The sequence below is a fragment of the Thermomonas sp. genome, from assembly GCF_041919455.1.
Lineage (GTDB): Bacteria > Pseudomonadota > Gammaproteobacteria > Xanthomonadales > Xanthomonadaceae > Thermomonas.
Map to the genome: position 1 here is coordinate 1 of NZ_JAYRTQ010000018.1, position 22,412 is coordinate 22,412.

At 67.2% G+C, this 22,412-nt stretch carries 21 protein-coding genes; 9 read left to right on the forward strand and 12 right to left on the reverse strand.

Features of this window, described 5'->3' with window-relative positions:
- Both ACE3T8_RS11900 and cmk read right to left on the reverse strand, forming a co-directional pair.
- Positions 1-315, reverse strand: a 315-nt coding sequence (locus ACE3T8_RS11900) for a S1 RNA-binding domain-containing protein (protein WP_374609415.1), incomplete at its 3' end; no start/stop codon positions are given.
- Between the two features lie 168 nt (positions 316-483).
- Positions 484-1,167: a (d)CMP kinase gene (gene cmk, locus ACE3T8_RS11905; RefSeq protein WP_374609416.1), complete on the reverse strand. Its 684-nt coding sequence runs from the start codon at positions 1,165-1,167 to the stop codon at positions 484-486.
- A gap of 192 nt (positions 1,168-1,359) precedes the next feature.
- Here cmk and ykgO point away from each other — a divergent pair, with 192 nt between their 5' ends.
- The 7 genes from ykgO (at position 1,360) to ACE3T8_RS11940 (ending at position 7,040) form a co-directional block, all read left to right on the forward strand.
- A complete protein-coding gene (gene ykgO, locus ACE3T8_RS11910) occupies positions 1,360-1,485 on the forward strand; it encodes a type B 50S ribosomal protein L36 (RefSeq protein ID WP_036206164.1) in 126 nt (41 codons plus the stop codon).
- A 211-nt stretch (positions 1,486-1,696) separates the two neighbouring features.
- Positions 1,697-2,053: a hypothetical protein gene (locus ACE3T8_RS11915; protein ID WP_374609417.1), complete on the forward strand. Its 357-nt coding sequence runs from the start codon at positions 1,697-1,699 to the stop codon at positions 2,051-2,053.
- An 8-nt stretch (positions 2,054-2,061) separates the two neighbouring features.
- Entirely contained in the window at positions 2,062-3,105 is a 1,044-nt protein-coding gene (locus ACE3T8_RS11920; protein WP_374609418.1) for an agmatine/peptidylarginine deiminase, read from the forward strand.
- Positions 3,106-3,217: 112 nt separating this feature from the next.
- Positions 3,218-4,120, forward strand: coding sequence for a carbon-nitrogen hydrolase (locus ACE3T8_RS11925; protein WP_374609419.1), 903 nt, complete (start codon positions 3,218-3,220; stop codon positions 4,118-4,120).
- A 66-nt stretch (positions 4,121-4,186) separates the two neighbouring features.
- On the forward strand, positions 4,187-4,792 hold the full coding sequence (locus tag ACE3T8_RS11930; protein WP_374609420.1) for a TetR/AcrR family transcriptional regulator: 606 nt from the start codon (positions 4,187-4,189) through the stop codon (positions 4,790-4,792).
- Positions 4,793-4,878: 86 nt separating this feature from the next.
- Positions 4,879-5,739, forward strand: coding sequence for an alpha/beta hydrolase (locus ACE3T8_RS11935; protein WP_374609421.1), 861 nt, complete (start codon positions 4,879-4,881; stop codon positions 5,737-5,739).
- An 86-nt stretch (positions 5,740-5,825) separates the two neighbouring features.
- Entirely contained in the window at positions 5,826-7,040 is a 1,215-nt protein-coding gene (locus ACE3T8_RS11940; RefSeq protein WP_374609422.1) for a TraB/GumN family protein, read from the forward strand.
- Between the two features lie 6 nt (positions 7,041-7,046).
- Here ACE3T8_RS11940 and ACE3T8_RS11945 read toward each other — a convergent pair whose 3' ends face one another.
- Genes ACE3T8_RS11945 through ACE3T8_RS11965 form a run of 5 tightly spaced genes read right to left on the reverse strand, consistent with a single transcriptional unit; the run spans position 7,047 to position 15,807 of the window.
- Entirely contained in the window at positions 7,047-7,472 is a 426-nt protein-coding gene (locus tag ACE3T8_RS11945; protein ID WP_374609423.1) for a DUF6326 family protein, read from the reverse strand.
- A complete protein-coding gene (locus tag ACE3T8_RS11950) occupies positions 7,469-8,158 on the reverse strand; it encodes a DUF4386 domain-containing protein (protein ID WP_374609424.1) in 690 nt (229 codons plus the stop codon). Before ACE3T8_RS11950 ends, ACE3T8_RS11945 begins: the two co-directional genes overlap by 4 nt.
- Positions 8,155-11,226: an efflux RND transporter permease subunit gene (locus ACE3T8_RS11955; RefSeq protein ID WP_374609425.1), complete on the reverse strand. Its 3,072-nt coding sequence runs from the start codon at positions 11,224-11,226 to the stop codon at positions 8,155-8,157. The genes ACE3T8_RS11950 and ACE3T8_RS11955 overlap by 4 nt, the downstream gene beginning before the upstream one ends.
- Before the next feature lie 4 nt (positions 11,227-11,230).
- Positions 11,231-14,728 carry an efflux RND transporter permease subunit gene (locus ACE3T8_RS11960; RefSeq protein WP_374609426.1) on the reverse strand — a complete coding sequence of 1,166 codons (3,498 nt, stop codon included), beginning with the start codon at positions 14,726-14,728 and terminating at the stop codon, positions 11,231-11,233.
- Positions 14,725-15,807, reverse strand: a complete 1,083-nt coding sequence (locus ACE3T8_RS11965; protein WP_374609456.1) for an efflux RND transporter periplasmic adaptor subunit — start codon at positions 15,805-15,807, stop codon at positions 14,725-14,727. The genes ACE3T8_RS11960 and ACE3T8_RS11965 overlap by 4 nt, the downstream gene beginning before the upstream one ends.
- Before the next feature lie 284 nt (positions 15,808-16,091).
- Between ACE3T8_RS11965 and ACE3T8_RS11970 the strand changes: the two genes are divergently transcribed.
- Positions 16,092-16,496, forward strand: coding sequence for a cytochrome c (locus tag ACE3T8_RS11970; protein ID WP_374609457.1), 405 nt, complete (start codon positions 16,092-16,094; stop codon positions 16,494-16,496).
- 8 nt (positions 16,497-16,504) lie between these two features.
- Positions 16,505-16,945, forward strand: coding sequence for a cytochrome c (locus ACE3T8_RS11975; RefSeq protein ID WP_374609427.1), 441 nt, complete (start codon positions 16,505-16,507; stop codon positions 16,943-16,945).
- A gap of 225 nt (positions 16,946-17,170) precedes the next feature.
- On the opposite strand, the gene ACE3T8_RS11980 is transcribed toward ACE3T8_RS11975, so the two are convergent.
- From ACE3T8_RS11980 to ACE3T8_RS12000, 5 genes are all read right to left on the reverse strand, one after another.
- Positions 17,171-17,623: a hypothetical protein gene (locus ACE3T8_RS11980; RefSeq protein WP_374609458.1), complete on the reverse strand. Its 453-nt coding sequence runs from the start codon at positions 17,621-17,623 to the stop codon at positions 17,171-17,173.
- 14 nt (positions 17,624-17,637) lie between these two features.
- The gene (locus ACE3T8_RS11985) at positions 17,638-18,708 is read right to left on the reverse strand and encodes a class III poly(R)-hydroxyalkanoic acid synthase subunit PhaC (protein WP_374609428.1); all 1,071 of its coding nucleotides are present in this window, start codon (positions 18,706-18,708) and stop codon (positions 17,638-17,640) included.
- 1 nt (position 18,709) lies between these two features.
- Positions 18,710-19,843, reverse strand: coding sequence for a class III poly(R)-hydroxyalkanoic acid synthase subunit PhaE (gene phaE, locus ACE3T8_RS11990; protein WP_374609429.1), 1,134 nt, complete (start codon positions 19,841-19,843; stop codon positions 18,710-18,712).
- A 65-nt stretch (positions 19,844-19,908) separates the two neighbouring features.
- The gene (locus tag ACE3T8_RS11995; RefSeq protein WP_374609430.1) at positions 19,909-20,526 is read right to left on the reverse strand and encodes a phosphatidylcholine/phosphatidylserine synthase; all 618 of its coding nucleotides are present in this window, start codon (positions 20,524-20,526) and stop codon (positions 19,909-19,911) included.
- 64 nt (positions 20,527-20,590) lie between these two features.
- Positions 20,591-22,372, reverse strand: a complete 1,782-nt coding sequence (locus ACE3T8_RS12000) for a 3-hydroxybutyrate oligomer hydrolase family protein (RefSeq protein WP_374609431.1) — start codon at positions 22,370-22,372, stop codon at positions 20,591-20,593.
- Positions 22,373-22,412 lie beyond the last annotated feature (40 nt).

Sequence of the window (22,412 nt, forward strand, 5' to 3'; positions counted from 1 at the left end):
GGCTTCCAGCGCCTCTTCCAGCTCGTCCCACACCATGGCGCGCTTGGCCTTCTCGCGCGACAGCACGGTTTCGCCAAAGCCGTTCTCGAGCGAGTCGAGGGCGACCTTGACCTCGTCGCCGATGCCCACGTCGATTTCGCCGGCGTCGTTGCGGAACTGCTCGATCGGGACGATGCCCTCGGACTTCAGGCCGGCATTGATCACCACGACGTCGTTGCGGACGTCGACCACGATGCCCTTGACGATGGCGCCGGGCTTGAGCTTGGCGAGGTTGGTCTGGCTCTGTTCGAACAGTTCGGCGAAGGATTCGGTCATTACGGAATTCATTGAGAATCTCTGGTGGATACACGGGCCGCCCGCACGTACGGGGCAACCCACCTTGGGTCTGGCATCGCGCAGGACGCGCTCCGCCATGTGTGGTGGTGGGATGGACGCCATGCGCCGCGGGATGCGGGCATGGAAAGGTTCTGCCGTGCGGGGCGCTCAGTTCGCGCGGGGGCGGGACACCACGTCCAGCACCAGTGCGACCACGCCATCGATGCCAAGCCCTGTGGTGTCGATGCGGACGGCGTCGTCGGCCGGTCGCAATGGCGCCACCGTGCGACTGGCGTCGCGGGCATCGCGGGCGAGAATCTCGCGCAGCAGACCGTCAAGTGTGACGGAAACCCCTTTGTCTTTCAACTGCTTATAGCGTCTCTCGGCGCGCTCGTCGGCACTCGCGGTCAGGAACACCTTGTGGCCGGCGTCGGGGAAGATCACCGTCCCCATGTCGCGACCGTCGGCCACCAACCCCGGCAGTTGCCGGAACGCCCGCTGGCGATCCTTGAGCGCGGCCCGCACTTCCGGGATCGCCGCGATCGCCGATGCCGCCGCGCCGGCGGTTTCGGTGCGCAGTTCGTCCGTTGCGTCGTGACCGTTGACGAGTACCCGCAGGTCGCCGGCATCGCCCTCGCGGAAGCCGACCAGGGTGTCGAAGGTGCAGCGCACCAGGGCACCGGCATCGTCCAGGTCCAAGTCGGCCCAGCCCGCCGCCACGCCCACGGCGCGGTAAAGTGCGCCCGAATCGAGGTAATGCCAGCCCAGTCGCTGGGCGACGATGCGACTGATGGTGCCCTTGCCGGAACCGGAGGGACCATCGATGGTGAGTACGGGGGCAGTGGGATCCATGCCGCGATTATGCCGGCGCGGCCGTGCCGGCGACCGATTCCGCCCGGTCCGGCAGGAATGCGCTTCAAGCTGTTGATCCGGAAACACAAACCCCGTTAGAATGCGCGGCTTCGCTTCGCAGCCACCCGATCCGGGCTTGCCGCTGCGCTTCCATCCAACCGCTCCATCCATCATTTTTGCCGAGGTTCTGTCATGAAGGTCCTGTCCTCCCTCAAGTCGGCGAAGAACCGTCACCGCGACTGCAAGGTGGTTCGCCGTCGTGGCAAGGTCTTCGTGATCTGCAAGTCCAACCCGCGTTTCAAGGCGCGCCAGCGCTGAGGCACCGAATCGGCACGGTCAAGGCGCCAGCGCCGAGTTGATCGCCGGGGTTGCACTGTCGAAAGCCGCCGCAAGGCGGCTTTCTGCATTTCAGCGCAGCCGCGGCAGGCGCCTTGATGGCGCCTGCCAGGCGAGGTGGCTCACCCTCGCAGCCTGTTCACGATTCGGGCATAGAATCCGTCGTCCCCATCCTGCAATCGGGAGCGTCGCCATGAACCGTTTGTCCCGCAGCACCCTCGCCGTTTTCGCCGCCGCCCTCGTTGCCGCGCCCGGCATCGGCCTTGCCCAGCAAGTACAGGTGCAAGGCGATGTCCTGCTGATCGAACGCGTGCAGGAAGAACCGGGCAACCTGCCCAACCGTGGCATGTCTATGTCGCAAGTCGAAGCCCGCTTCGGCGCACCGAGTGACCGCCTGGATCCGCGCGGTGGGCAGAAGCGCCAGTGGCCGACGATCAACCGCTGGACCTATCCGGCCTTCACCGTGTACTTCGAACGCAACAAGGTCATCGACGTGGTCATGACCAAGGCCGACTCGAACGAGATCGGGCCGAAGCCGCCGACCACTTGAGAGCCAGCATGCAAGACAACGTGCGCTTCCCCGCCGAGTGGGAACCCCACGCGGCGATCCTGATCGCGTGGCCGAACGCCGACACCGACTGGGCCGAGCGCCTGGCCGATGTGGAGGAGACCTACATCGCCCTGGTCGCGGCCATCGTCCGTTTCCAGCGGGTGGTGATCTGCGTGGCCGACGACGACATCGAGACCTATGCGGAGATGCGCCTGCGCAGCAATCGCGTGGACATGGATCGCGTGCGCTTCGTCACCGCGCCCTACGACGACACCTGGTTGCGCGATTCCGGCCCGATCACACTGCGTGAGGGCGACGCCTTCCGCCTGCTGGATTTCCGCTTCACTGGCTGGGGTGGCAAGTACGACGCCAGCGACGACGATCAACTGGTCCAGCGCCTGCATGCAAACGGACTGTTCGATGATGCCGCGCGCGACGAGATCGATTTCGCCTTGGAAGGCGGAGCCATCGAGACCGACGGCGATGGCACCCTGCTGACCACGTGGCAATGCCTGCACGAACGCCATCCCGACGCGTCGCGCGAGGAACTGGGCGACAAGCTCGCGGGATGGCTGAAGCAGGATCGCGTGCTCTGGCTCGACCACGGCGCGCTGGAAGGCGACGACACCGACGCCCACATCGATACCCTCGCCCGCTTCGCCGCACGCGACGCCATCGTGTTCCAGGCCTGCGACGACCCCGCCGATTCGCATTACGCTGACCTCACGGCGATGGCGGACGAGATCGCCGCGCTGCGCACCAAGGACGATCAGCCGTACCGATTGTTCCCGCTGCCGTGGGCGAAACCGATCCTGGATGTCACCGCGGATGGTGGTGAGCGACGATTGGCCGCCAGCTACGCGAATTTCCTGATCGTCAACGGCGCGGTGTTGATGCCGGCCTACGGCGATGCCGCCGACAATGCCGCTGCCGACGTGCTCGCCGCCGCCTTTCCCGGTCGCGAGATCGTGCAGGTCCCGTGCCGCCCGCTGATCTGGCAGAACGGCAGCCTGCACTGCATCACCATGCAATTGCCCGACGGCATCCTGTAAGGGCAACCCCTGTGGTTGCCCCTGTGTAATCGCCGTTATTGCCCATGCACGTCATCCCGCACGCCGCCCCGCGCAAGGGCAGGCACGGGGGCCTGCCCCTACAATGGCCGACATGAAAAACAAGATCCTGCCCGTCGCGCTGATCCAGGAACGCAACCACGGCGACGCCGAGGCCAACCTCGCCGTGATCGAGCAGCGCGTGGGCGAAGCCGCTCGCTCCGGCGCCAAGCTGGTCCTGCTGCAGGAACTGCACAACGGCGCGTACTTCTGCCAGCACGAATCGGTCGACGAATTCGACCTGGCCGAACGCATCCCGGGGCCGAGCACGGAACGCCTTGCGGCGTTGGCGAAGCAACATGGCGTGGTGCTGGTGAGCTCGCTGTTCGAGAAACGCGCCGCCGGCCTGTACCACAACACCGCGGTGGTCTTCGATGCCGACGGCAGCACTGCAGGCAAGTACCGCAAGATGCACATCCCCGACGACCCGGGCTTCTACGAGAAGTTCTACTTCACCCCGGGCGATCTCGGCTTCACCCCGATCGATACCAGCGTCGGCCGTCTGGGCGTGCTGGTGTGCTGGGATCAGTGGTATCCGGAAGCGGCGCGCCTGATGGCGCTGGCCGGCGCCGAACTGCTCCTCTACCCGACCGCGATCGGCTGGGATCCCTCGGACGACAACGCTGAAAAGACCCGCCAGCGCGATGCCTGGGTGCTGAGCCATCGCGGCCATGCGGTCGCCAACGGCCTGCCCGTGCTGAGCTGCAATCGCGTCGGCCACGAACCGTCGCCCATTGCTTCTGACAAGAATGTTGGCGCGTCCGGCATCGATTTCTGGGGCAACAGCCATGTGCTGGGCCCGCAGGGCGAATTCATCGCCGAAGCCGGCACCGAGCCGACGATCCTGTTGGCCGATGTGGACATGGCCCGCAGCGAGCATGTCCGCCGGATCTGGCCGTTCCTGCGCGACCGCCGCATCGATGCCTACGGCGACCTCACCAAGCGCTATCGGGACTGATTGCGCCTCGGCGGCATTCCGACGAACGGCAGAATAAATCCGAACGGTCGTGCCAATGTCACGACCATGAATCCGCTGACCGCCACCAGCAAGGGCGCCGCCACCCGCGACGCCATCATCGACAAGGCCTACGAGATCGCCCGCTTCACCGGCATCGAAGGCTTGTCGATCGGCCCGCTGGCGCAGGCGGTCGGCATGTCCAAGAGCGGTGTGTTCGCCCACTTCGGATCGCGCGAGGACCTGCAGCTGGCCGTACTGGAATCGGCCGGCATGCGTTTCGGCGAATTCGTGCTGGGCGCGGCCCTGTCGCAACCCCGCGGGCTGCCGCGGTTGCGCGCGATGATGCGCAACTGGTTCGAGTGGGGACGCCTGGAAACTGGTGGCTGCGTGCTGGTGGCTTCGGTCAGCGAGTTCGACGACCGGCCCGGCCCGCTGCGCGACCAGGTCGTCCGCAACGAACGTCGCTGGCGCCAGGAACTGCAGCGCGCCGCGCAACTCGCGATCGATTGCGGGCACTTGCGCGACGGCGACACCGACCAGTACGCCTTCGAGCTCTATGCGATCCCGCTGGCCATGCTGCATGAAGCCGGCCTGTTCGGTTACGACCAGGCGCGCCGCCACGGCGACAGCGCGCTGGAACGCTGGTTCGCCGCCCACGCTCCCTCCCCCTGATCCAACCACGAGGTGCCATCATGTCCACGCGTCTCTCCAAAATTAGCACGACCGTTCGTGATTACCTGAGGCTCCCACTGGTACGGATGACCTTCCTGCTGGGCGGCCATGTCGCGCCCGAGGCGATGGCGTCGAACGCGGCGCGCCTGTTCACCACGCCGTTCGCCTCCAGTCGCGCACGCGCCCAATCCGCACCCACCCTTGGCGCACGCGAGGACGACCTCGGCATCGATGGCATCGCCCTGCACACCTACACCTGGGGTGATCCGGCGACACAGCCGTACGTGCTGTTCGCGCACGGCTGGTCCAGCCACGGCACCCGCGTGGCGCGCTGGGTGCAGCCCTTGCGGGACGCCGGCTACGCGGTGGTCACCTTCGACCAGGCCGCGCACGGCCGCAGCGGCGGAACCCACACCACCTTGCCGGACTTCACCTGCCACCTGATGGCGGTCGCAAAGCATTACGGGCCGGCAGCGGCGGTGATCGGGCATTCGCTGGGCGGTGCGGCGACCGCGCTGGCGCTGGCGCGCGGCATGCAGGCGAAGACTGCGGTGCTGATCGCGCCCGCCGCCGATCCGCTGGCCGCGGTCGAACGCTTCTCCAACCTGCTGTGGCTGGCGAGTCATCTTGGCCGGCGCATGTTCGCCCGGTTCGAGGGCGCGATGCGCTTCTCCGCCGAGGAATTGCAGGCACAGCACAATGCCCCGCGGATCGGCCGCCCGGCATTGATCGTGCACGACATCGAGGATCGCGAAGTGCCATGGTCGGAGGGCGAACGCTGGGCGCGCTACTGGCCGCAATCGCGGCTGCTGAACACGCGCGGGCTGGGCCACAACCGGATCGCCGACGACGCCGGCGTGATCGCGTCCGCGTTGCGCTTCCTGCGCGGCGAAGCCGTCGGCGAGCGCGTGTTCTCCACCGCCGACCTGCCCTACGGCCTGGCCTGAATACACTGACGCATCGCCGGCGCGAAACCGTCTATCCTGCGCCGCCGCCGTGCGAATGACGGCTTCCGACGCAATCCGCAGGCACGATGAGCACCGAATCCAGCACAGCCACCGACGCCTTCGCCGGCCAGCCCATCGTCGAGCTCGAGCGCGACGGCGTGCGCTACACCCTGCTGGGCACCGCGCATGTCTCGAAGACCAGCATCGATGCGGTCATGGCGGCGATCGACAGCGGGCGCTTCGATGCTGTGGCAGTCGAGCTGGACGAGCAGCGGCACAAGGCGTTGACCCATCCGGATGCACTGGCGCAACTCGACCTGGTCAAGGTCATCCGCGAGCGCAAGATCGCGCCGTTTGCGGCGAACCTGGCGCTGGCCGCCTACCAGCGCCGGCTGGCCGAGCAACTCGGCATCGAGCCCGGCGCGGAGCTCAAGGCGGCCGCGGTCGAAGCCGCCGCGCGCGGCCTGCCGCTGCAGCTGATCGACCGCGATGTCGGCATCACCTTCCGCCGCATCCTGCACGGCCTGCGCTGGTGGGATCGGATGAAGCTGGTCGGCGGGCTGGCGGGCGGGCTGTTCGCCAGCGACGAGGTCTCCGAGGACGACATCGAGCGGCTGAAGGAAGGCGACATGCTCGAGTCGAGCTTCGGCGAATTCGCGCGCGACACGCCTTCGCTGTACGCGACCCTGATCGACGAACGCGACCAGTACATGGCGGCCAAGTTGCGCGAACGCGGCGATGGCGCGACGCACGTGCTGGCGGTGGTCGGCGCCGGCCACCTCAAGGGCATGGCGCGCTACCTGGCCGAAGACCAGCGCGTGCCGACCGAACTCACCGCGCAACTCGCGCACGTGGTCAAGAAGCGCAACATCCCATGGATCACCATCATCCTGATGCTGCTGATCTGCGGCGGCATCGCCTGGGGTTACTTCAACGGTGGCCGCGACCTGGGCCGCGAACTCCTGCTGCAATGGGTCGCGTGGACAGGCGGGCTTGCCGGGTTGGGCGCATTGCTCGCACGCGGCCACATCCTCAGCATCCTGGCCGCGGCGATCTCCGCGCCGCTCAAGCCGTTCCGCCCCGGCCTGCCGCCGGGCATGTTCAGCGCGCTGGTCGAAGTGCACCTGCGCAAACCGGCCTATCCGGATTTCCTCGCCCTGCGCGACGATGCGCAAACGCTCGCCGGCTGGTATCGCAACCGGGTCTGCCGGGTGGTGCTGGTGTTCCTGCTGACCAACCTCGGCAGCATGGTCGGCGTGTGGGTCTCGGGTGCCGCGATCATCGGCAAGCTGATGGGCTGAACCCGGTCAGGCGGTGCGTGGCCAGCGCCATGCCAGCCATGCGATGACGGTGCACAGCAGGATTTCGATGCTGCTGTAGGCCAGGTAGAACCACCATGCGCCGGGCATCGTGATCGCAACGAACACGGCGTAGAACACCGCGAACCCGATGTTGAGCCAGCGCACGCTGCGTGCGGGCAAGGCCAGCGACAGGAACACCATCAGCCCCGGCACCACCAGCAACATCGCCACGAACAGCAACGAGCCCTGGCTGGTCGGGCCCATCGGGCCCGCTCCATCAAGCATGTGCTGGAGCTTGCCGGGCTTGTACAGGCCGAAGTAATCGCCGTACAGGTAACAGAACGTCAGGCTGGCCCATAGCGCGGAGAGTTTCAGCCGCATCGGCAACGGCGGGTCGGACAGCGCGCGCAATGGTGTGACGGTCGTGCTCATGAAACGGTCGCCGGCGTTGCACCTCGACGACCCGCACGCGCACCGAACAGCAGCAGCCACAGGCAACTGCCGATCTCGCCGAACGCGGCCGGCATGCGGACGTACCGCAGCCAGGACGCCTCCATGATCGCCGGCACCAGGCCACCGAACACCTGCGCCACGTAACCGAGCCCACCCAGTACCAGCAGCAGGCCGAGCACGCGCGGCAATCGGCCGGAACGCAGCACCAGCCAGCCGAACGGCAACAACCAAAGCCCCCAGAACAGGCTGGCGATGCGCAGGCCATGGCCATAGCGCTGCAGGCTCAGCGCGTACGCGGCCTCCATCGCATCGGTGCTGCCTGTCGCCCGTCCAAGCAGCGCCAGCGCTTCCATCCGGTGGGTGACCGCGACCAACCCGATCGGCACGCTCACCGATGCCAGCGCCACCATCGCGATGGCGGCGCGGCGGTCGACATCGCCCAGTACCCGGTACAGCGCGAATGGCAGCAACAGGAACGCGACCTGCATGACCAGGAACGCGGCGATGCCGGCGCGGAATATCGCGGACCGCGCGGATGCCTCGGCGAGGGTGCCGCCCACCTGCCCCGGCACATAGGCCAGGCAATACATGCCGGTCAGCACCACCACCAGGTACAGGGCACCGGCAACGCGCCCGTCACTGCGGAGGGTGCCGACCGCACTCACGCGACGGCCGACCGTGCTTCGCGCCGCTGCGCGCGGTTCATGCGTGCCTTGCGGACCAGGTTGCCGCTGCCCATGCGCAGGTCGTCCAGCATCGCGTAGATGGTCGGCAGGAACAGCAGGCTGACCACGGTGGAGAACGCCAGGCCCCCGGCGATCGCGCGTGCCATCGGGTAGTACGGCGGCATGCCGTCGGCGGTCTTGGTGGACAGCGCGATCGGGATCATCGCCAGGATCGCGGTGCCCATCGTCATCATGATCGGCCGCAGGCGCTCGCGGCTGCCTTCGATCAAGGCCTCGGTGCGCGGCAACCCGCGCCGCCGGAGGTTGTTGATGTGCTCGATCATCACGATGCCGTTGTTCACCACTACGCCCATCAGCACCAGGATGCCGATCACCGCCATGATGTTCATCTCGGTGCCGGTCAGCCAGAACAGCCAGTACACGCCGAAGATCGAGAACAGCACGCAGGACATGATCGCCAACGGGAACAGCAGCGACTCGAACACCGCGGCCATGATCACCAGCATCAGCACCAGCGCGATCATGATCGCGCGCATCATCTGGTCCATGCCGTCGAAGTTGATGTTGAAGCCGCCGCCCTCGAAGGTGTAGCTGTAGCCCGGCGGGAACTGGGTGCCGTCGAGGGTCGTCTCGATGGCCTTGCGCGCGTCTTCCATCGACACGTCCTTGGCCAGTCCCGCCTGCACCTGCAGCATGGTCTGCCGGCTCTGCCGCTGGATCGAGGTGGCGGCCGGCGACATGCCGACGTCGACCATCGCCAGCAGCGGCACTTCGCTTCCGTTCGGCGCGCGCACCATGAAGGTGGAGAGGTCCTCCATGCCGTACTCGTCGGAGCCGGCGAAGCGCACATTGACCGGGATCTCGACGTCCTCGCGGTGGAAATCGCGCAGCGAGGAACCACGCAGGGCGACACCGACGAACTGGGCCACCTCACGTGCGCTGAAGCCATAGGCGGCGGCACGCTCGCGGTTCACCTGCACCCGCAATTCGGTGTTGGCGTCACCGGTGTCGATGCGCACGTCGCGCAGCTTGGGGTTGCGGGCGAGCATCGGCAGGATGTCGCCGGCGAGCTCCTGCAACGTCTGGGTGGAATCGCCGATCAGGCTGAAGCTGATGCCCTCGCCTTCGCCGCCCTGCCCCGGCCAGCCGATGCCCAGGTTGGCGCGCGCGGACTTCGGCAGCCCCTTGCGGACCTCTTCGGCGATCTTCTTGCTCTGTTCCGTGTCCTCGATGTCCAGGAACAGGCGCGTCTGCGCCCAGCCCTGCTCGCTGTATCGGCTGTACACGCGCTCGACGTGGAAGGGCTTGCGGTTGGCGTTGACGAAGGCTTCCACCCGCGCCACTTCCTTGCCCATCTCCTCCTTCGAGTACGCACCCTTCCACTGGTAGAAGATGTTGATCTCGCTGGGGTCGTTGTCGTCGCCGCCGCCCACCGTGTGGGTCATCGGATACACACTGGCCAGGGAAATGGCGAGGATGCCGGCGACGCTCCAGCCGCGGTGTTCCAGGGTCCAGCGCAGGGCGCGGGCATAGCGTTCCTGCAACTTGTTGATGAACGGCGACTTCAAGGCCGGCGGGGTCTTCATCCGCGCCGAGAGCATCGGGATCAGGCTGATGGCGACCAGCCACGAGGCCAGCAGCGAGAACGAGATGGTCACCGCCAGCTGCGAGAGGTAAATGGTGATGATGTTCTTCTCGCCGAACATCATCGGCAGGAACACCACGCAGTGGCAGAGGGTGCCCGCGGAGAGCGCGATGGCGACATGGCGGGTGCCGATGATCGAGGCCAGCCACGGCCGGTCGGGATATTTCTCGCGCTCCTGGTAGATGCTCTCGACCACCACCACCGCGTTGTCGACCAGCATGCCCACCGCCAGCAGCAGGCCCATCATCGAGATGATGTTGAGCGAGATGCCGGTGAAGTACATGAAGCCCAGGGTCATGATGAAGCAGATCGGGATGGCGGTGCTCACCATCAGCGTCGACGGCCAGTGGCGCAGGAAGGCGTACAGCACGATCACCGACAGCAGCAGGCCGACGCCGCCGGCCTCGGCCAGCGCCAGCAGCGAACTGGTCACCGCCAGGCCCTGGTCGTCGGTGACCTCGATGTTGATCCCGCCCATCGCAGGGTCTTTCTCGAGCTCGGCGATTTCCGCGCGCACGTCGCGCGACAGGTCGACCAGGTTGGCCGAGCGCTCCTTGTAGATGTCCACGCCGACGCTGGGCTTGCCGTCCATGCGCCGCACGTAGTCCATGCGTTGCGACTTCAGCTCCACGTCGGCGACGTCGGACAGGCGGGTGCCGCGCCGGTCGATGCGCAGGTCGCGCAACTGCTGCAGTTCCAGCAGCTCGCCCTTGGGCTGCACGCGCAGGCGCTGGCCAGCCTCGGTGATCTGCCCGGCGGACACCGAGAAATTCGCCGTCTGCAGTTGCTGGACCAGTTCGTTGAGCGCGATGCCGTGCGCGGTCAGGCGGTCCTTGTCCAGCGCCACCAGCACTTCCTGGCGTGCAACGCCTTCCACCTCCACGCGGGCGACGCCGGGCAGGCGTTCCAGCCGCTGCTTGATGCTGCGCTCGATCAGGTCGGCGCGGGCGGTCAGGTCGACCGCACTGGTCAATCGCAGGCTGACCGCCTCGCGGTCGGAAGTGCTCCAGCGATAGACGAAGTAGCGGCGGAAGTCGTCCGGCAGTTCGTCGCGGATCGCGTCGATTCGCTCGCGCGCCTCGGACGCGGCGATCGCGATGTCGCGGCTCCAGTCGCTGAAACGCACCTGCACCGAACCGCCTTCGGCGTTCGCCCGCGAATTCATCGATTCGATGCCCGGCATCGTCGCCAGCGCTTCCTCGACCGGCCGCACGATGTTGCGTTCCACTTCCTCGGGCGTCGAACCCGAGTACGGCAGCGAGACGAAGAAGAACGGGACCGTGGCTTCCGGCTCGGCCTCCAGCGGCAGGCGGAACGAGGCGATCAGGCCGATCACCACCATCGACACGAACAGCATGATCGTGGTGACCGGCCGGCGGATGGACAACTCGGTGATGTTCATCGCATCAGGCCTTGGTGCCGCCATCGCCCAGCGCGTCGTGCTCGTGCGCCAGCACTTCCGTCACCTGCGCGGCGGCATTGCGCGCGCGACGACCGCGCTCGGCGTAGAACTCGTCGGGCTTGCGGTCCAGCAGGTCGTAGACGATCGGGATCACCAGCAGGGTCAGCAGCGTGGACACCAGCAGGCCACCGATCACCGTGGTCGCCATCGGCGAGCGCACTTCGGCGCCCTCGCCGAACGCCAGCGCCAGCGGCAGGAAGCCGAATACCGCGCACAGCGTGGTCATCATGATCGGCCGCAGGCGCGAGCGCGCGCCCTCGACCAGCGCCTCGCGCTTGGCCACGCCTTCCTCGCGCAGCTGGTTGACCTTGTCGATCAGGATGATCGCGTTCTTCACCACCAGGCCGACCAGCAGGATCAAGCCGATGAAGACCACCACCGACACTGGCGCGCGGGTCAGCAGCAGCGCACCGACCGCCCCGACCAGGGCCAGCGGGATGGTGAACAGGATCACGAACGGGTGCAGCAGCGATTCGAACTGCGAGGCCATCACCAGGTAGACCAGGAAGATCGCCAGCGCGAACGCGAACAGCAGCGAACGGATGGACTCGCCGAGCTCCTGGCCCTGCCCGCCGATGCGCATGTCGATGTCGGTGCCCAGCGGATTCTCGGCGACCATCGTCTCGACTTCGCGGATCGCATTGCCCAGGTCGGTGTCGCGCAGGTTGGCGGAGATGATCGCCACCCGGCGCTGGTCGGCGCGATGGATCTCGCTGGGGCCGGTGGTCGAGATGACCTGGGCCACCGAGGCCAGTTCCACCGGCGCGCCGCTGCCCGGGTTCACGATCAGCCGGCGGATGTCGTCCACGGAGGCGCGGTCGCTCTGCTGCGCACGCACCAGCACGTCGATCTTGCGGTCGCGGAAGCTGTAACGGGTGGCGACTTCGCCGCGCACCTTCTTGACCACCACGTCGGCGATCTGGCGGGTGGTCAGGCCGAGCGCCGCCGCGCGATCCTGGTCGAACACGATCTGGATCTCGGGGAAGCCCTGCTCCACGGTCGACTTCACGTCGGCGTAGTGCGGGTTGGCGCGCAGCATCGCGGCGAGCTTGGCGCCGGCGACGCGGATGCCCTCCAGGTCGGAGCCCTCGACTTCGATTTCCAGCGGCGGCGACAGGCTGAACAGTTCGGGGCGGCTGAAATCGACCTGCGCCGACGGATTCGCCTGCATGGTCTTGCGCAACGATTCGGTCAGCGCTGCCTCGGCCCCGTTGTCGGTCATCACCACCGAGAGCTTGCCGATGTTCTCGCCGCTCTCGGTCGGGCTGGCATCGAGTCGGGTGCCGGTGCCGGACACGCCGTACAGCACGCGCACGCCATCGTCCTTCGCGTGCTTGCCCTGCACGTCGCGGATGAGTGCGTCGGTCTGCGCCAGCGGTGTGCCGGGCGGCAGCTTGGCGGTCATGTCGAAGCGATCCTGGGCGAACTGCGGGATCAGGTCGGTGCCGAGCAGCGGAACCGCTGCCATCGTCAGGGCGAACGCAATGCTGGCCACCAGCAGGACCGGCGTCGGGCGCTTCAAGGCGGCCGGCAGCATGCGCAGGTAGCCGCGCTCGGCACGGGCGTACGGTGCCATCGCCAGGTCGCTGGCCTTGCGCATCACCGGGCCGACCACCGCCGCCAGGCCGCGCCAGATCCGCGTGATCAACCAGGCGATGCTGAAGAAGGCGTAGCGGAACATCGCGCCGATGCCCTTGCCGGTGTACGCGGCCGGCTTCTGCCAGGTCTTGGTCGGCTGCCAGCCCGGCGCCGGCGCTTCCTCCGGGAAGCCCAGCGGCGGGCGGCCCTTCAGCGCGCTCAGCATCGGGATCAGGGTCATCGCCACCACCAGCGACACGCCGATGGCGATCGCCACGGTCAGCGCCTGGTCGCGGAACAACTGGCCGGCGATGCCCTGCACGAACACCAGCGGCAGGAACACCGCGATCGTGGTCAGGGTGGACGCGACCACCGCCATGCTCACTTCGCGGGTGCCGACGATGGCGGCTTCGAGGATGCCCAGCCCGCGCTCGCGCGCCTTGGCGATGCTTTCCAGCACGACGATGGAATCGTCGACGACCAGGCCCGTGGCAAGCGCCAGGCCACCCAGCGACATCACGTTGAGGCTGAGACCCAACTGCCCCATGAAGAAGAACGTGGCGATGATCGACACCGGCAACGACAGCGAGATCACGAACGTGCTCCAGCCATCACGCAGGAACAGGAAGATGATCAGGATCGACAGCAGGCCGCCGATCACCGCGTCCAGCTTGACGTCGCCGATCGCATTACGGATGAAGATCGACTGGTCTTCGATCGTTGCGACATCGATGTCGTCGGGCAGTTGCTCGCGGATGGTCTTGAGCTTCGCCTCCAACGCGTCCGCGGTGGAGACGGTGTTGGCGTCGCCTTCCTTGTAGATCGCCAGTTCGACCGCCTCGCGGCCGTTGAGGCGGATGATCGCCTCCCGCTCCTTGTAGCCCTGGCGCACGTCGGCGACATCGCGCAGGCGCACCGGCAGGCTGCCGGAGGATGCGTTGCCGCCCTGCTGCGACAGCGCCGCCATCACGCTGGCATCGCCGCTGGCCGCAGCCAGGCGCATCGCCTGCTCGGAACCGCCGCCGGCCGCCGACGCGGTGCGCGTGGTGAGCAGCATGTTGGCGATCTCGTCGACGGTCGCGAACTGGTTGACCGTGCGCACCAGGTAGCGCTGCGAGCCTTCTTCCAGGCGTCCACCGGAGACGTTGACGTTCTCCTGCTGCAGGCGGTTGATCACCGTGTCCAGCGAGAGACCCAGTTGGGCGAGTTTGCGCTGGTCGATGTCGACCTGGACCTCGTCCTCCAGGCCACCGCCCACCTTGACCGCGGCCACGCCTTCGACCGGCTCCAGCTTGCGCTTGAGGTCGTCGTCGGCGAAGCGGCGCAGTTCCATCAGCTGGCGGATGTTCTCGGCATCACTGCCGCCATCGTTCTTCGGCGACAACGCCAGGCGCATGATCGGCTGGGTCGACGGGTTGAAGCGCAGCAGCACCGGCGGCTTGGCCTCCAGCGGGAATTGCAGCGCCTCCATCTTGTCGCGCACGTCCAGGCTGGCCTGGTCCATGTTGGTGCCCCAGGCGAACTCCAGCACCACGTCGCTCTGCCCGGTGCGGCTGATCGACTTGAGCTTGCGCAAGCCCTTGACCACGCCCAACGCTTCTTCCGCAGGTTGCGAGATCAGGGTCTCGATCTCCGACGGCGCGGCGCCGGTGTAATCCGTGCGCACGGTCAGCGTGGGGTAGCTGAGGTCGGGCAGCAGGTTGACCTTGAGGCTGCCCAGCGCGATCAGGCCGAACAGCACCAGGGTCAGCGTCATCATGAAGATGGTGACGCGACGGCGGGTGGCGAACTCGACCAGGCTGAACCCGCCGGGCGACGCCAGCGGGTCGTACGCGCCGTCCTTCTTCGGTTCCGCCGGACTCATTGCGCGGCCGCCTGCGCCGCCGCAGGAGCCGTTGCGGCCGCGGCCTTGGCGGTCGCACTGGCGCCGATCACCTGCACTGCGCTGCCTTCGCGCAGCGCTGCCTTGCCCGCGATCACCACCGGATCGCCCTGGCTCAGGCCTTCACGCACCTCGACCCATTGGCCATCGACGTAACCCAGCTTCAGCGCGACGCGCGCGGCCTTGTCGGCCTTGACCGTGTACACCGCGGGGGCGCTGCCGTCTTCCAGCAGGGCGGTGCGCGGGATCACCAGCGCATTAGCGCGCTGGTCGTATTCGATGCGGATGCGCCCGAACATGCCCGGCTGCAGCAGGCCGCCGCCGTCGAACGCGCAGATGACGCGGAAGGTACCGCTGCCGGAATCGACCACCGGCGAGACCCGGTCGATGCGGCCCGGGAAGGTCTTGCCCGGCAACGCGTCCACGCTGAGCTGCACTGCCTGTCCGGCCTTGAGCGTCTCGATTTCGCGCTCCGGCGCGTTGAGCGTCGCTTCCAGCTGCGAGTTGTCGACGATGGTGAAGATCGGCGTGTTGATCTGCACCAGGTTGCCCGGCTTGATGTTGCGGGTGGCGACGACGCCCGAGATCGGCGCGTTGACCGTGCCATAGGACAGTTCCAGGCGCGCCAGGCGCAGGCTGGCGCGTGCGTTCTCCAGGTCGTAGCGCAACTGCTCGACGTCGTTGACGCTGACCATCTTCTGTTCCACCAGCTGCGAGGCGCGGCGGTAGTTGGCTTCCAGCTTGCGTACCTGTGCATCGGCCTGCGCCACCTGCAGCGCGGCGCGGTCGCGGTCGATCTGCACCAACGGCTGGCCGGCGCGCACCTGCTGGCCGACATCGGCGAACACACGCAATGCGATGCCCGAGGTCTTGGCCACCACCTGCGCCTCGCCACGCGCTTCCAGCGGCGCGCTGCCGGCGTAGCTGGCGGCGATCGAGCGGCGTCCGGCCTGGGCCACTTCGACCGGCACGGCCTCGGGCCCCTTGCTGGCTTCCTCGCCGTCCTTGCCCTTGCCGTCTTCCGGCTTGCCGCCCTTGCAGGCGGCCAGGGCCAGCATCATGGCCAGGACACTCAGGCGCGCGATCGGGAGGAAATGGCCGGTGCGGGGAGCGGCGGCCTGGGCGGTGTCGTGCATGGAGGGGAGCCTGTCTGGTGTTGTAGTCAAGTATGTCACCGACCCCCATGCACTCGTCATGCGCCGAAGGTCATGGTCTGGCGATCGCGCGCATGATCCTTCAAGCACATGCCGCGAATATGAAGCGGCCGGCTCCCTCGCTATACTTGGCCGATGCATGCCGCCCGCGCGGCGTCCAACCCGCTCAACACATCCGGAACCGCCACATGATGCGACCGTTGTCGATCGCCGCCAGCCTTGCCATGGTGCTCGTCGCCTCTGCCGTCACCGCGCAGAACGCCGCCACCCCGCCCGCCAGCGATCCAGCCGCCACCCCCGCTGCAGCGGCTCCTGCCGCCCCGGCCGCAGCCCCCGCCACACCGAGCGGCGACGCCACCCGCGGCAAGGGCCTGACCTATACCTGCCGCGGCTGCCACGGGGTGGAGGGGTACAAGAACGCCTACCCGAGCTACCACGTGCCGAAGCTGGGCGGCCAGTCCGAGGTGTACCTGCGCAACGCACTGCTGGAATACCGCGGGGCCAAGCGCAAGCACCCGACCATGCAGGCGCAGGCGGAGAGTTTCTCCGAGCAGGACATCGCCGACATCGCCGCCTACCTGTCCAGCATCAAGTGAGCCGCGCCATGACCAAGACTTCCATGACCCTGCTCGCCGTTGCCTGTGCACTGGCCCTGTCCGCCTGTGGTTCCGAGAAGGCCGCCGAAGGCGATCATGCCGCCGAAGCCGCCCATGCGTCATCCTCCGCCGGCATGCCGACGGGCCACATCGACGCCGGCAAGGCGCTGGCCTCGAAGAAGGGCGCGTCCGGCCAGGCCTGCGTGGACTGCCATGGTGCCGATGGCAACAGCCCGATCGATGCAACCTACCCGAAGCTGGGTGGCCAGTACGCCGACTACATCGAGCACTCCCTGGTGGCGTACCGCTCCGGCGATCGTGGCGGCAGCACCACCACCGACCTGATGGCCAGCCAGGCCAAGGAACTGACCGACCAGCAGATCGCCGACCTTGCGGCCTACTACGGCAGCGTCCAGGGCCAGTTGCGCGACCTGCACAACGCCAACTGAGCCGGCACGCAATGATCCAGACAAAGGGGCCGCAAGGCCCCTTTCGTTTGCGCGGATGCGGCGGCCGCAAATAGAAAGACCCGGTCTCGCGGGCTTTGCGCCTGGAGGGGACCGGGTCCGGTATGCCGGAGCGATTTTCCGGAGCGCCTTGCGCACCCCGAAGTTTTTCTCCGACGACTGCAGGCTACGCCCGCGAATGTTAGGAATCGGCTAAGCGATCCCCGTTCAGGATGCCGTTCGTCGGAACGGCCACCAGCCCCGCCCACTCTGCGCATAGCGATCAGCCGCGCGCTCGAACCGGTTGCGCACGCTGACCCCGCCGAAGGCCAGGTACAGCGGCAGGAACAGCGGTCCCAGCACCATGTACTGATACACATGCGCGCGTTCGTGGTCGCCGATAAGGATCGGGTCTTCATCACCCAACCCGGCATGGTGCGCATAGGTCAGGCAGGGTGAATCGAGGGTGTCGCCGGTGTGCAGGATCACGTTGCCCAAGGTGAGCGCCCCGCCCTTTCCCCAGGGTACGCGATGGAACACCAGCGCAAGATCCTGCCCGCGCCAGTGCCAGTGCGCACCGCCTGCGAGCGCCGCGCTGCCGGCAAGCAATCCGAGCAGCGTGTTGGGCGACGTCCACGCCGCGCCCAACGCCTGCAGGCAACGCAGCAGCCAGCGCGGCATGTCGCCCATGTCGTTCAACGCGCGCGCTTGGCCAGCCACTCGTGGATGGTCTGTGGCACTTCCTTCTGCGCGCGACCGGAGACATAGATGCCGATGTGGCCACCCTTGAACGAAAGCTCGGTGTAGTCGCGCGTCCCGGCCAGGTCCTTGAGTGCGCGCGAGGCATCGGGCGGCACCAGGTGATCCTGCTCGGCGAAGATGTTGAGGATCGGCATCTCGACGAGGCCCAAGTGGACCTCGCGGCCGCCGACTTCGGCGCCGCCCTTGACGAACTTGTTGCCCTGGAAGAACTGGGTGTTGAATTCGCGGAAGGCTTCACCGGCCTGGTCGGGTGAATCGAAGATCCACTTCTCCATGCGCAGGAAATCCTCCATCGCCTTCTTGTCGTCGAGGATGTCGACCATGCCCACGTACTTCTGCGCGAACAGCCGCCACGGCTTCAGCATCAGGTAGGTGAGGTTCATCATGTCCGCCGGGATATTGCCCAGCGTGTCGACCAGCAGGTCGACGTCGATCTCGCGGTTCCAGTTCGACAGCATGTTGTCCGCGGTGTGGAAGTCCACCGGGGTGACCATGGTGATGAGGTTCCTGACCTTGCGCGGGTTCAGTGCCGAATAGCACAGCGAGAACACGCCGCCCTGGCAGATGCCGAGCAGGTTCACCGACGGCAGGCCGTGCGCCTTGCGCAGATGGTCGACGGCACCTCCGAGGAAGCGCTCGATGTAGTCCTCCAGCGTGAGGTACTTGTCGCTGCGATCCGGGTAGCCCCAGTCGATGATGTAGACGTCCTCGCCGCGCTCCAGCAGGCCCTTCACCAGCGAACGATCCGCCTGCAGGTCGACCATGTACGGGCGGTTGACCAGCGCGTAGCAGACCAGCATCGGCACCTTCGCGCTGGGCGCGCGTTCGCCGCGGTAGCGATACAGCACGACCTTGCCATCGCGCCAGACTTCCTCGCGCGCGGTGACGCCGAAGTGCACGTCTTCCATCTCGCGCAGCGTGCCCAGGCCCGCGCCCAGCTTGCGCTGGAACTGGTCGGCTTCCTGCGCCAGCGATTCCGCGGTGATGTTCAGGGGACCGGTCATGTCAGCGCTTCCTGCGGTTGGCGGCGACGGGCTTGGCCGATGTCTTCACGGAACGCGCAGGTTTCTTCGCGGCCGGCTTGGCGATTTTCTTCGCGATGGCTTTCTTCGCGATGGCTTTCTTCGCGACCGCTTTGTTCGCGGCGGATTTCGGCGACGAAGCGGGCTTCGCTGCAGCCTTGCCCATCGGTGGCGGCGACGCGGCGTCATCGTCCGCGTCGGCCTTGCGCTGGATGCGTCGCACCAGCCGTTCCAGTTCGGCGATCTTGCGATGCGCGCTATCCAGCTCGGCACGCCCCGGCAGTCCGGCCATGCTGGCGTTCTGTTCCATGATCGATTGCATTGCGTTGCGCAAGCGCATCTGCGCATTGACCAGCGTGCCGTAGGCATGGCGGTAATCGACCGACAGCGCGGTCTCCGCATACGCCTCTTCCGCCGCATCCACCCACAGGTCGAACAGCGCACGTACGCTGCCGATCTGCCGACCCGGCTCCTCGCGATCGATCAGTTTCGATTCGAAGCGCGAGAACGCATCCTGCGAGACCTTGCCGAGCAGCGCGTGGTACGCACCCAGCGCCTGTTGCCAATCCAGTTGCGCCCGCGCCAGCCCCTGCAAACGTTCCTGGTGCTCGCGGGCGAAGCCGAAGGTGGGCATGCCGAGCGTGGTCGCGGCCTCCTTGTGCATCGACTGCAGCCACGGCGCCGCGGCGTCGCTCCACTGCTGCAGTTGTTGCATGCCGGGACCCTGCATCCCGTCGAACAGGCTCTGGAACAGCTCGTTGCCGTTGCCGTTGCCGTTGCCGTTGCCGCCGATCAGCTTGCGCCACGCCTCGGCGACATCGCGCGCACTGTGCGGTTGGCCGGCGAACTGGGCCGCGAGCTGCTGCATCTGGCCGAACCAAGCCTGGTTCTGGCGATTGAAATGACCGAGCACGTCATTGGCACCACTACTGCCGGCACCGACGTTGCGGGTCCAGCCGTCCATCGCGTCGCGGAAGCCCTGCAGGCCGCCCATCGAACCCATCGAGCCCATCGCGCCGAAGCCGCCCGCACCCGGCGTCGCCGTGCGTGCCGCATCGCCCCACATGTCCCAGTAACGGCGCGCAAGCGCCTCGAAGTCGTTGCTGTCGTGTGCCATCTCGGCTCATCCGCGGCGGAAGCCTGCATGCTAGCAACGCACTGGTGACACCGCCATCGCGCGGTTCAGGGCTTCGGAATGCGGATGGTCTTGCTGATCATCAGCGAACCCGACAGCGCGAACACCAGCACCAGCGGATGCAATTGCCACGGACCGAGTTGCACCGCGCCGAATGGCAACGTCACGCCGATTCGGTTGCTCCACGCCAGCCACGCCAGCAGGCCGACGATGGCCACGCTGGTCGGGATCGGCGTGCCCTCGAAATACTTCACCTTGTCGCCACCGTCGGCCAGTGTCTCCGCAGTGACGTTGTAGCGCGCCAACCGGCTTACACCGCAACCGACGAAGTAACTCAGGATGATCCAGTCCCAGCCGCCCTGCAGGCCGCAGGCATAGGCCAATGCCGCAGGGGCGACACCAAAACTGATCACGTCGGCCAGGGAATCCAGTTCACGCCCGAGGGTGGAAGACACCTTGCGCCAGCGGGCAATGCGCCCGTCCAGCGCATCGAACACGAAGGCCAGCGGGATCAGCGCCATGCCGATCAGCAGGTCGCGCACGTTGCCGTCCTGCAGGAAGCGCATCGCCGCGAACACCGCGCCGGTGCCGCAGAAGGCATTGGCCAGGGTGAACCAGTCGGCGAGATGGAAATCCCGCAGCATCGAGAAATGGCGTTGCTTCATCGAGCCGCTCCGGCGCGTGGATGCGACAAGCCTGCCAAAGCCGGCGTGAAGCCGGCAAGCACGATCAGCGTGGTATCGCCAGATTCTCGGCGGCCAGCGGTTTGCCCGCGCGCGGCACGGTGGCGATCACCGCATCGACCGGCAACGCGCCCTTCCCGTCCAGGTGTGCATCCACTCGGTCCAGCGCCTCATACACATACGGCAACAGCGGGAGGTAGACCGCGCCGTACTGCGGGAAGCCGAGGAACGCGTCGAAGTGCTGGGCGTTGCGCACCTGCCAGTAGCGCACGTCGCGGCCCGCGGCCTGCGCCATCGCCACATACGGTGCGCTGGAAAACGCCTGTGGCACCAGGCCGTCGTCGGTGCCGTGCAGCACGATCACCGGCAAACCCGCACGCGGCAAACCCGCGCGGGTTTCGGCAATGCCCGTGCGCACGCGCCTGGCATCGGCGCTGTCGCCTGTCGACAAGGCTCGCAGGCACTGCAGTCCGGTCAATCCGGCATCGGCGAGTGGATTCGGATCGACGATGCCGACGCCCGCGCCGGGCGGAATACCGCTGGCATCGGCCCACCACGCCGCACGTTCGGCATCCGTGGAAGCGCGCGGCGACAGGTCGGCACCCAGCGCCGAATAGCGATAGCCGCAGGGGTGCGCATCGGCAGCATAACGACCATAGGCGGATGCGTAGGCCACGCCGATCGCGCGCCACAGGTCGAAGCCGACGCTGATCGACCCGGCGCGCAATGCCGCGTCGGTCCAACCCGTCGCATGCAGTTTCGCCAAGGCATCCTGCTGCTGCGCCTTCAAATCGGATCCGGACAACACGCCTTGCGCAGCCAGTGCCGCGCACCTGGCATCCGCGCCAGGCACCGCGGGCACACCCAGCGCAGGCAACGCGCAGGGCATCAGCAGCGCGGCTTCAGTGGTGTAGTCATAGAGACTGCGCGCGCCATGGCCTTCGACCAGCACGTTGGGCTCGCCGGCGACCACGGCATCCAGCCACTCCCCTTCCAGCTCGGCTGCACGCAGGACTGCACCCCCGCCGTTGGAGATGCCGACCGCGATGACCCGCGTGTTGGCGAAGCTGAAATTCGGTTGCTGCGGTAGCTGGGCATTGAGGGTGGCCAGCGCGAACTCCGCCGCCTGCTTCACGTGCCGGCCCCAGTCGGCTTCCGGGTTGTCCTGCGAATGCGCGTGCTTGTAGGCGATACCGGTTCCGCTGGTCGTCGGCCTGAAGGCCAATGCGACATCCGCGCCTGCCACCTGCCCGGCCGCGTCGATGCCCTGCCCGGTATCGATATCGAAGTAATCCGTGCCCGCGCCCTTGTCGGTGTAGACCACCGCACAGCCGCGCGGCAGGCCCCAGGCACCGGCGACCGCGATCGCGCCGTAGATCCCGCGCGAACCCGAGGAAGCGGCGACCACCACGCAGCGCTTGGCCGTGTCGAAATCATCGGGCAACTGCAGCAAGACACGATGCGGCTGCTTCGCGCCAGGCAAGGTCGCGAACGCACTGAACTCGCGTCCCGGCACGCTGGCCACGCTGCCGTAGAGCTCGCCATAACCGCCACCCGGCGCGAGGTCGGCGATCCCGCGCCAGTTCGCCCACAATGCACGGCGGCGCAATTCCTGTGCCGTCGGATGCGCGGCATCGGCGAACGCCGGCGGCATCATCGCGCGCAGACCGGCCAGTCCGAGCCCGGCGGTGAGCAGGTCGTCCTGGCCGCGATGGTCGCTGCTGCGTGGCTGGCTGAACATGCGGCTTCCCGATGACGGCGTGGTGCTGGCGCAGGCGCCGAGCAGGAACATGGCGGCGATGCAGGCGCAGGACTGGAGTCTGTTCATGCCGTGACCTTAGCGATTGCGTGCCGCCGCCGCATCGTAC

Coding starts and splice junctions, on each gene's coding strand:
- cmk (WP_374609416.1), bottom strand. CDS start 1,167: ATGGATCCCACTGCCCCCGTACTCACCATCGATGGTCCCTCCGGTTCC.
- ykgO (WP_036206164.1), top strand. CDS start 1,360: ATGAAGGTCCTGTCCTCCCTCAAGTCGGCGAAGAACCGTCACCGCGAC.
- ACE3T8_RS11915 (WP_374609417.1), top strand. CDS start 1,697: ATGAACCGTTTGTCCCGCAGCACCCTCGCCGTTTTCGCCGCCGCCCTC.
- ACE3T8_RS11920 (WP_374609418.1), top strand. CDS start 2,062: ATGCAAGACAACGTGCGCTTCCCCGCCGAGTGGGAACCCCACGCGGCG.
- ACE3T8_RS11925 (WP_374609419.1), top strand. CDS start 3,218: ATGAAAAACAAGATCCTGCCCGTCGCGCTGATCCAGGAACGCAACCAC.
- ACE3T8_RS11930 (WP_374609420.1), top strand. CDS start 4,187: ATGAATCCGCTGACCGCCACCAGCAAGGGCGCCGCCACCCGCGACGCC.
- ACE3T8_RS11935 (WP_374609421.1), top strand. CDS start 4,879: ATGACCTTCCTGCTGGGCGGCCATGTCGCGCCCGAGGCGATGGCGTCG.
- ACE3T8_RS11940 (WP_374609422.1), top strand. CDS start 5,826: ATGAGCACCGAATCCAGCACAGCCACCGACGCCTTCGCCGGCCAGCCC.
- ACE3T8_RS11945 (WP_374609423.1), bottom strand. CDS start 7,472: ATGAGCACGACCGTCACACCATTGCGCGCGCTGTCCGACCCGCCGTTG.
- ACE3T8_RS11955 (WP_374609425.1), bottom strand. CDS start 11,226: ATGAACATCACCGAGTTGTCCATCCGCCGGCCGGTCACCACGATCATG.
- ACE3T8_RS11960 (WP_374609426.1), bottom strand. CDS start 14,728: ATGAGTCCGGCGGAACCGAAGAAGGACGGCGCGTACGACCCGCTGGCG.
- ACE3T8_RS11965 (WP_374609456.1), bottom strand. CDS start 15,807: ATGATGCTGGCCCTGGCCGCCTGCAAGGGCGGCAAGCCGGAAGACGGC.
- ACE3T8_RS11970 (WP_374609457.1), top strand. CDS start 16,092: ATGCGACCGTTGTCGATCGCCGCCAGCCTTGCCATGGTGCTCGTCGCC.
- ACE3T8_RS11975 (WP_374609427.1), top strand. CDS start 16,505: ATGACCAAGACTTCCATGACCCTGCTCGCCGTTGCCTGTGCACTGGCC.
- ACE3T8_RS11980 (WP_374609458.1), bottom strand. CDS start 17,623: ATGCCGCGCTGGCTGCTGCGTTGCCTGCAGGCGTTGGGCGCGGCGTGG.
- ACE3T8_RS11985 (WP_374609428.1), bottom strand. CDS start 18,708: ATGACCGGTCCCCTGAACATCACCGCGGAATCGCTGGCGCAGGAAGCC.
- phaE (WP_374609429.1), bottom strand. CDS start 19,843: ATGGCACACGACAGCAACGACTTCGAGGCGCTTGCGCGCCGTTACTGG.
- ACE3T8_RS11995 (WP_374609430.1), bottom strand. CDS start 20,526: ATGAAGCAACGCCATTTCTCGATGCTGCGGGATTTCCATCTCGCCGAC.
- ACE3T8_RS12000 (WP_374609431.1), bottom strand. CDS start 22,372: ATGAACAGACTCCAGTCCTGCGCCTGCATCGCCGCCATGTTCCTGCTC.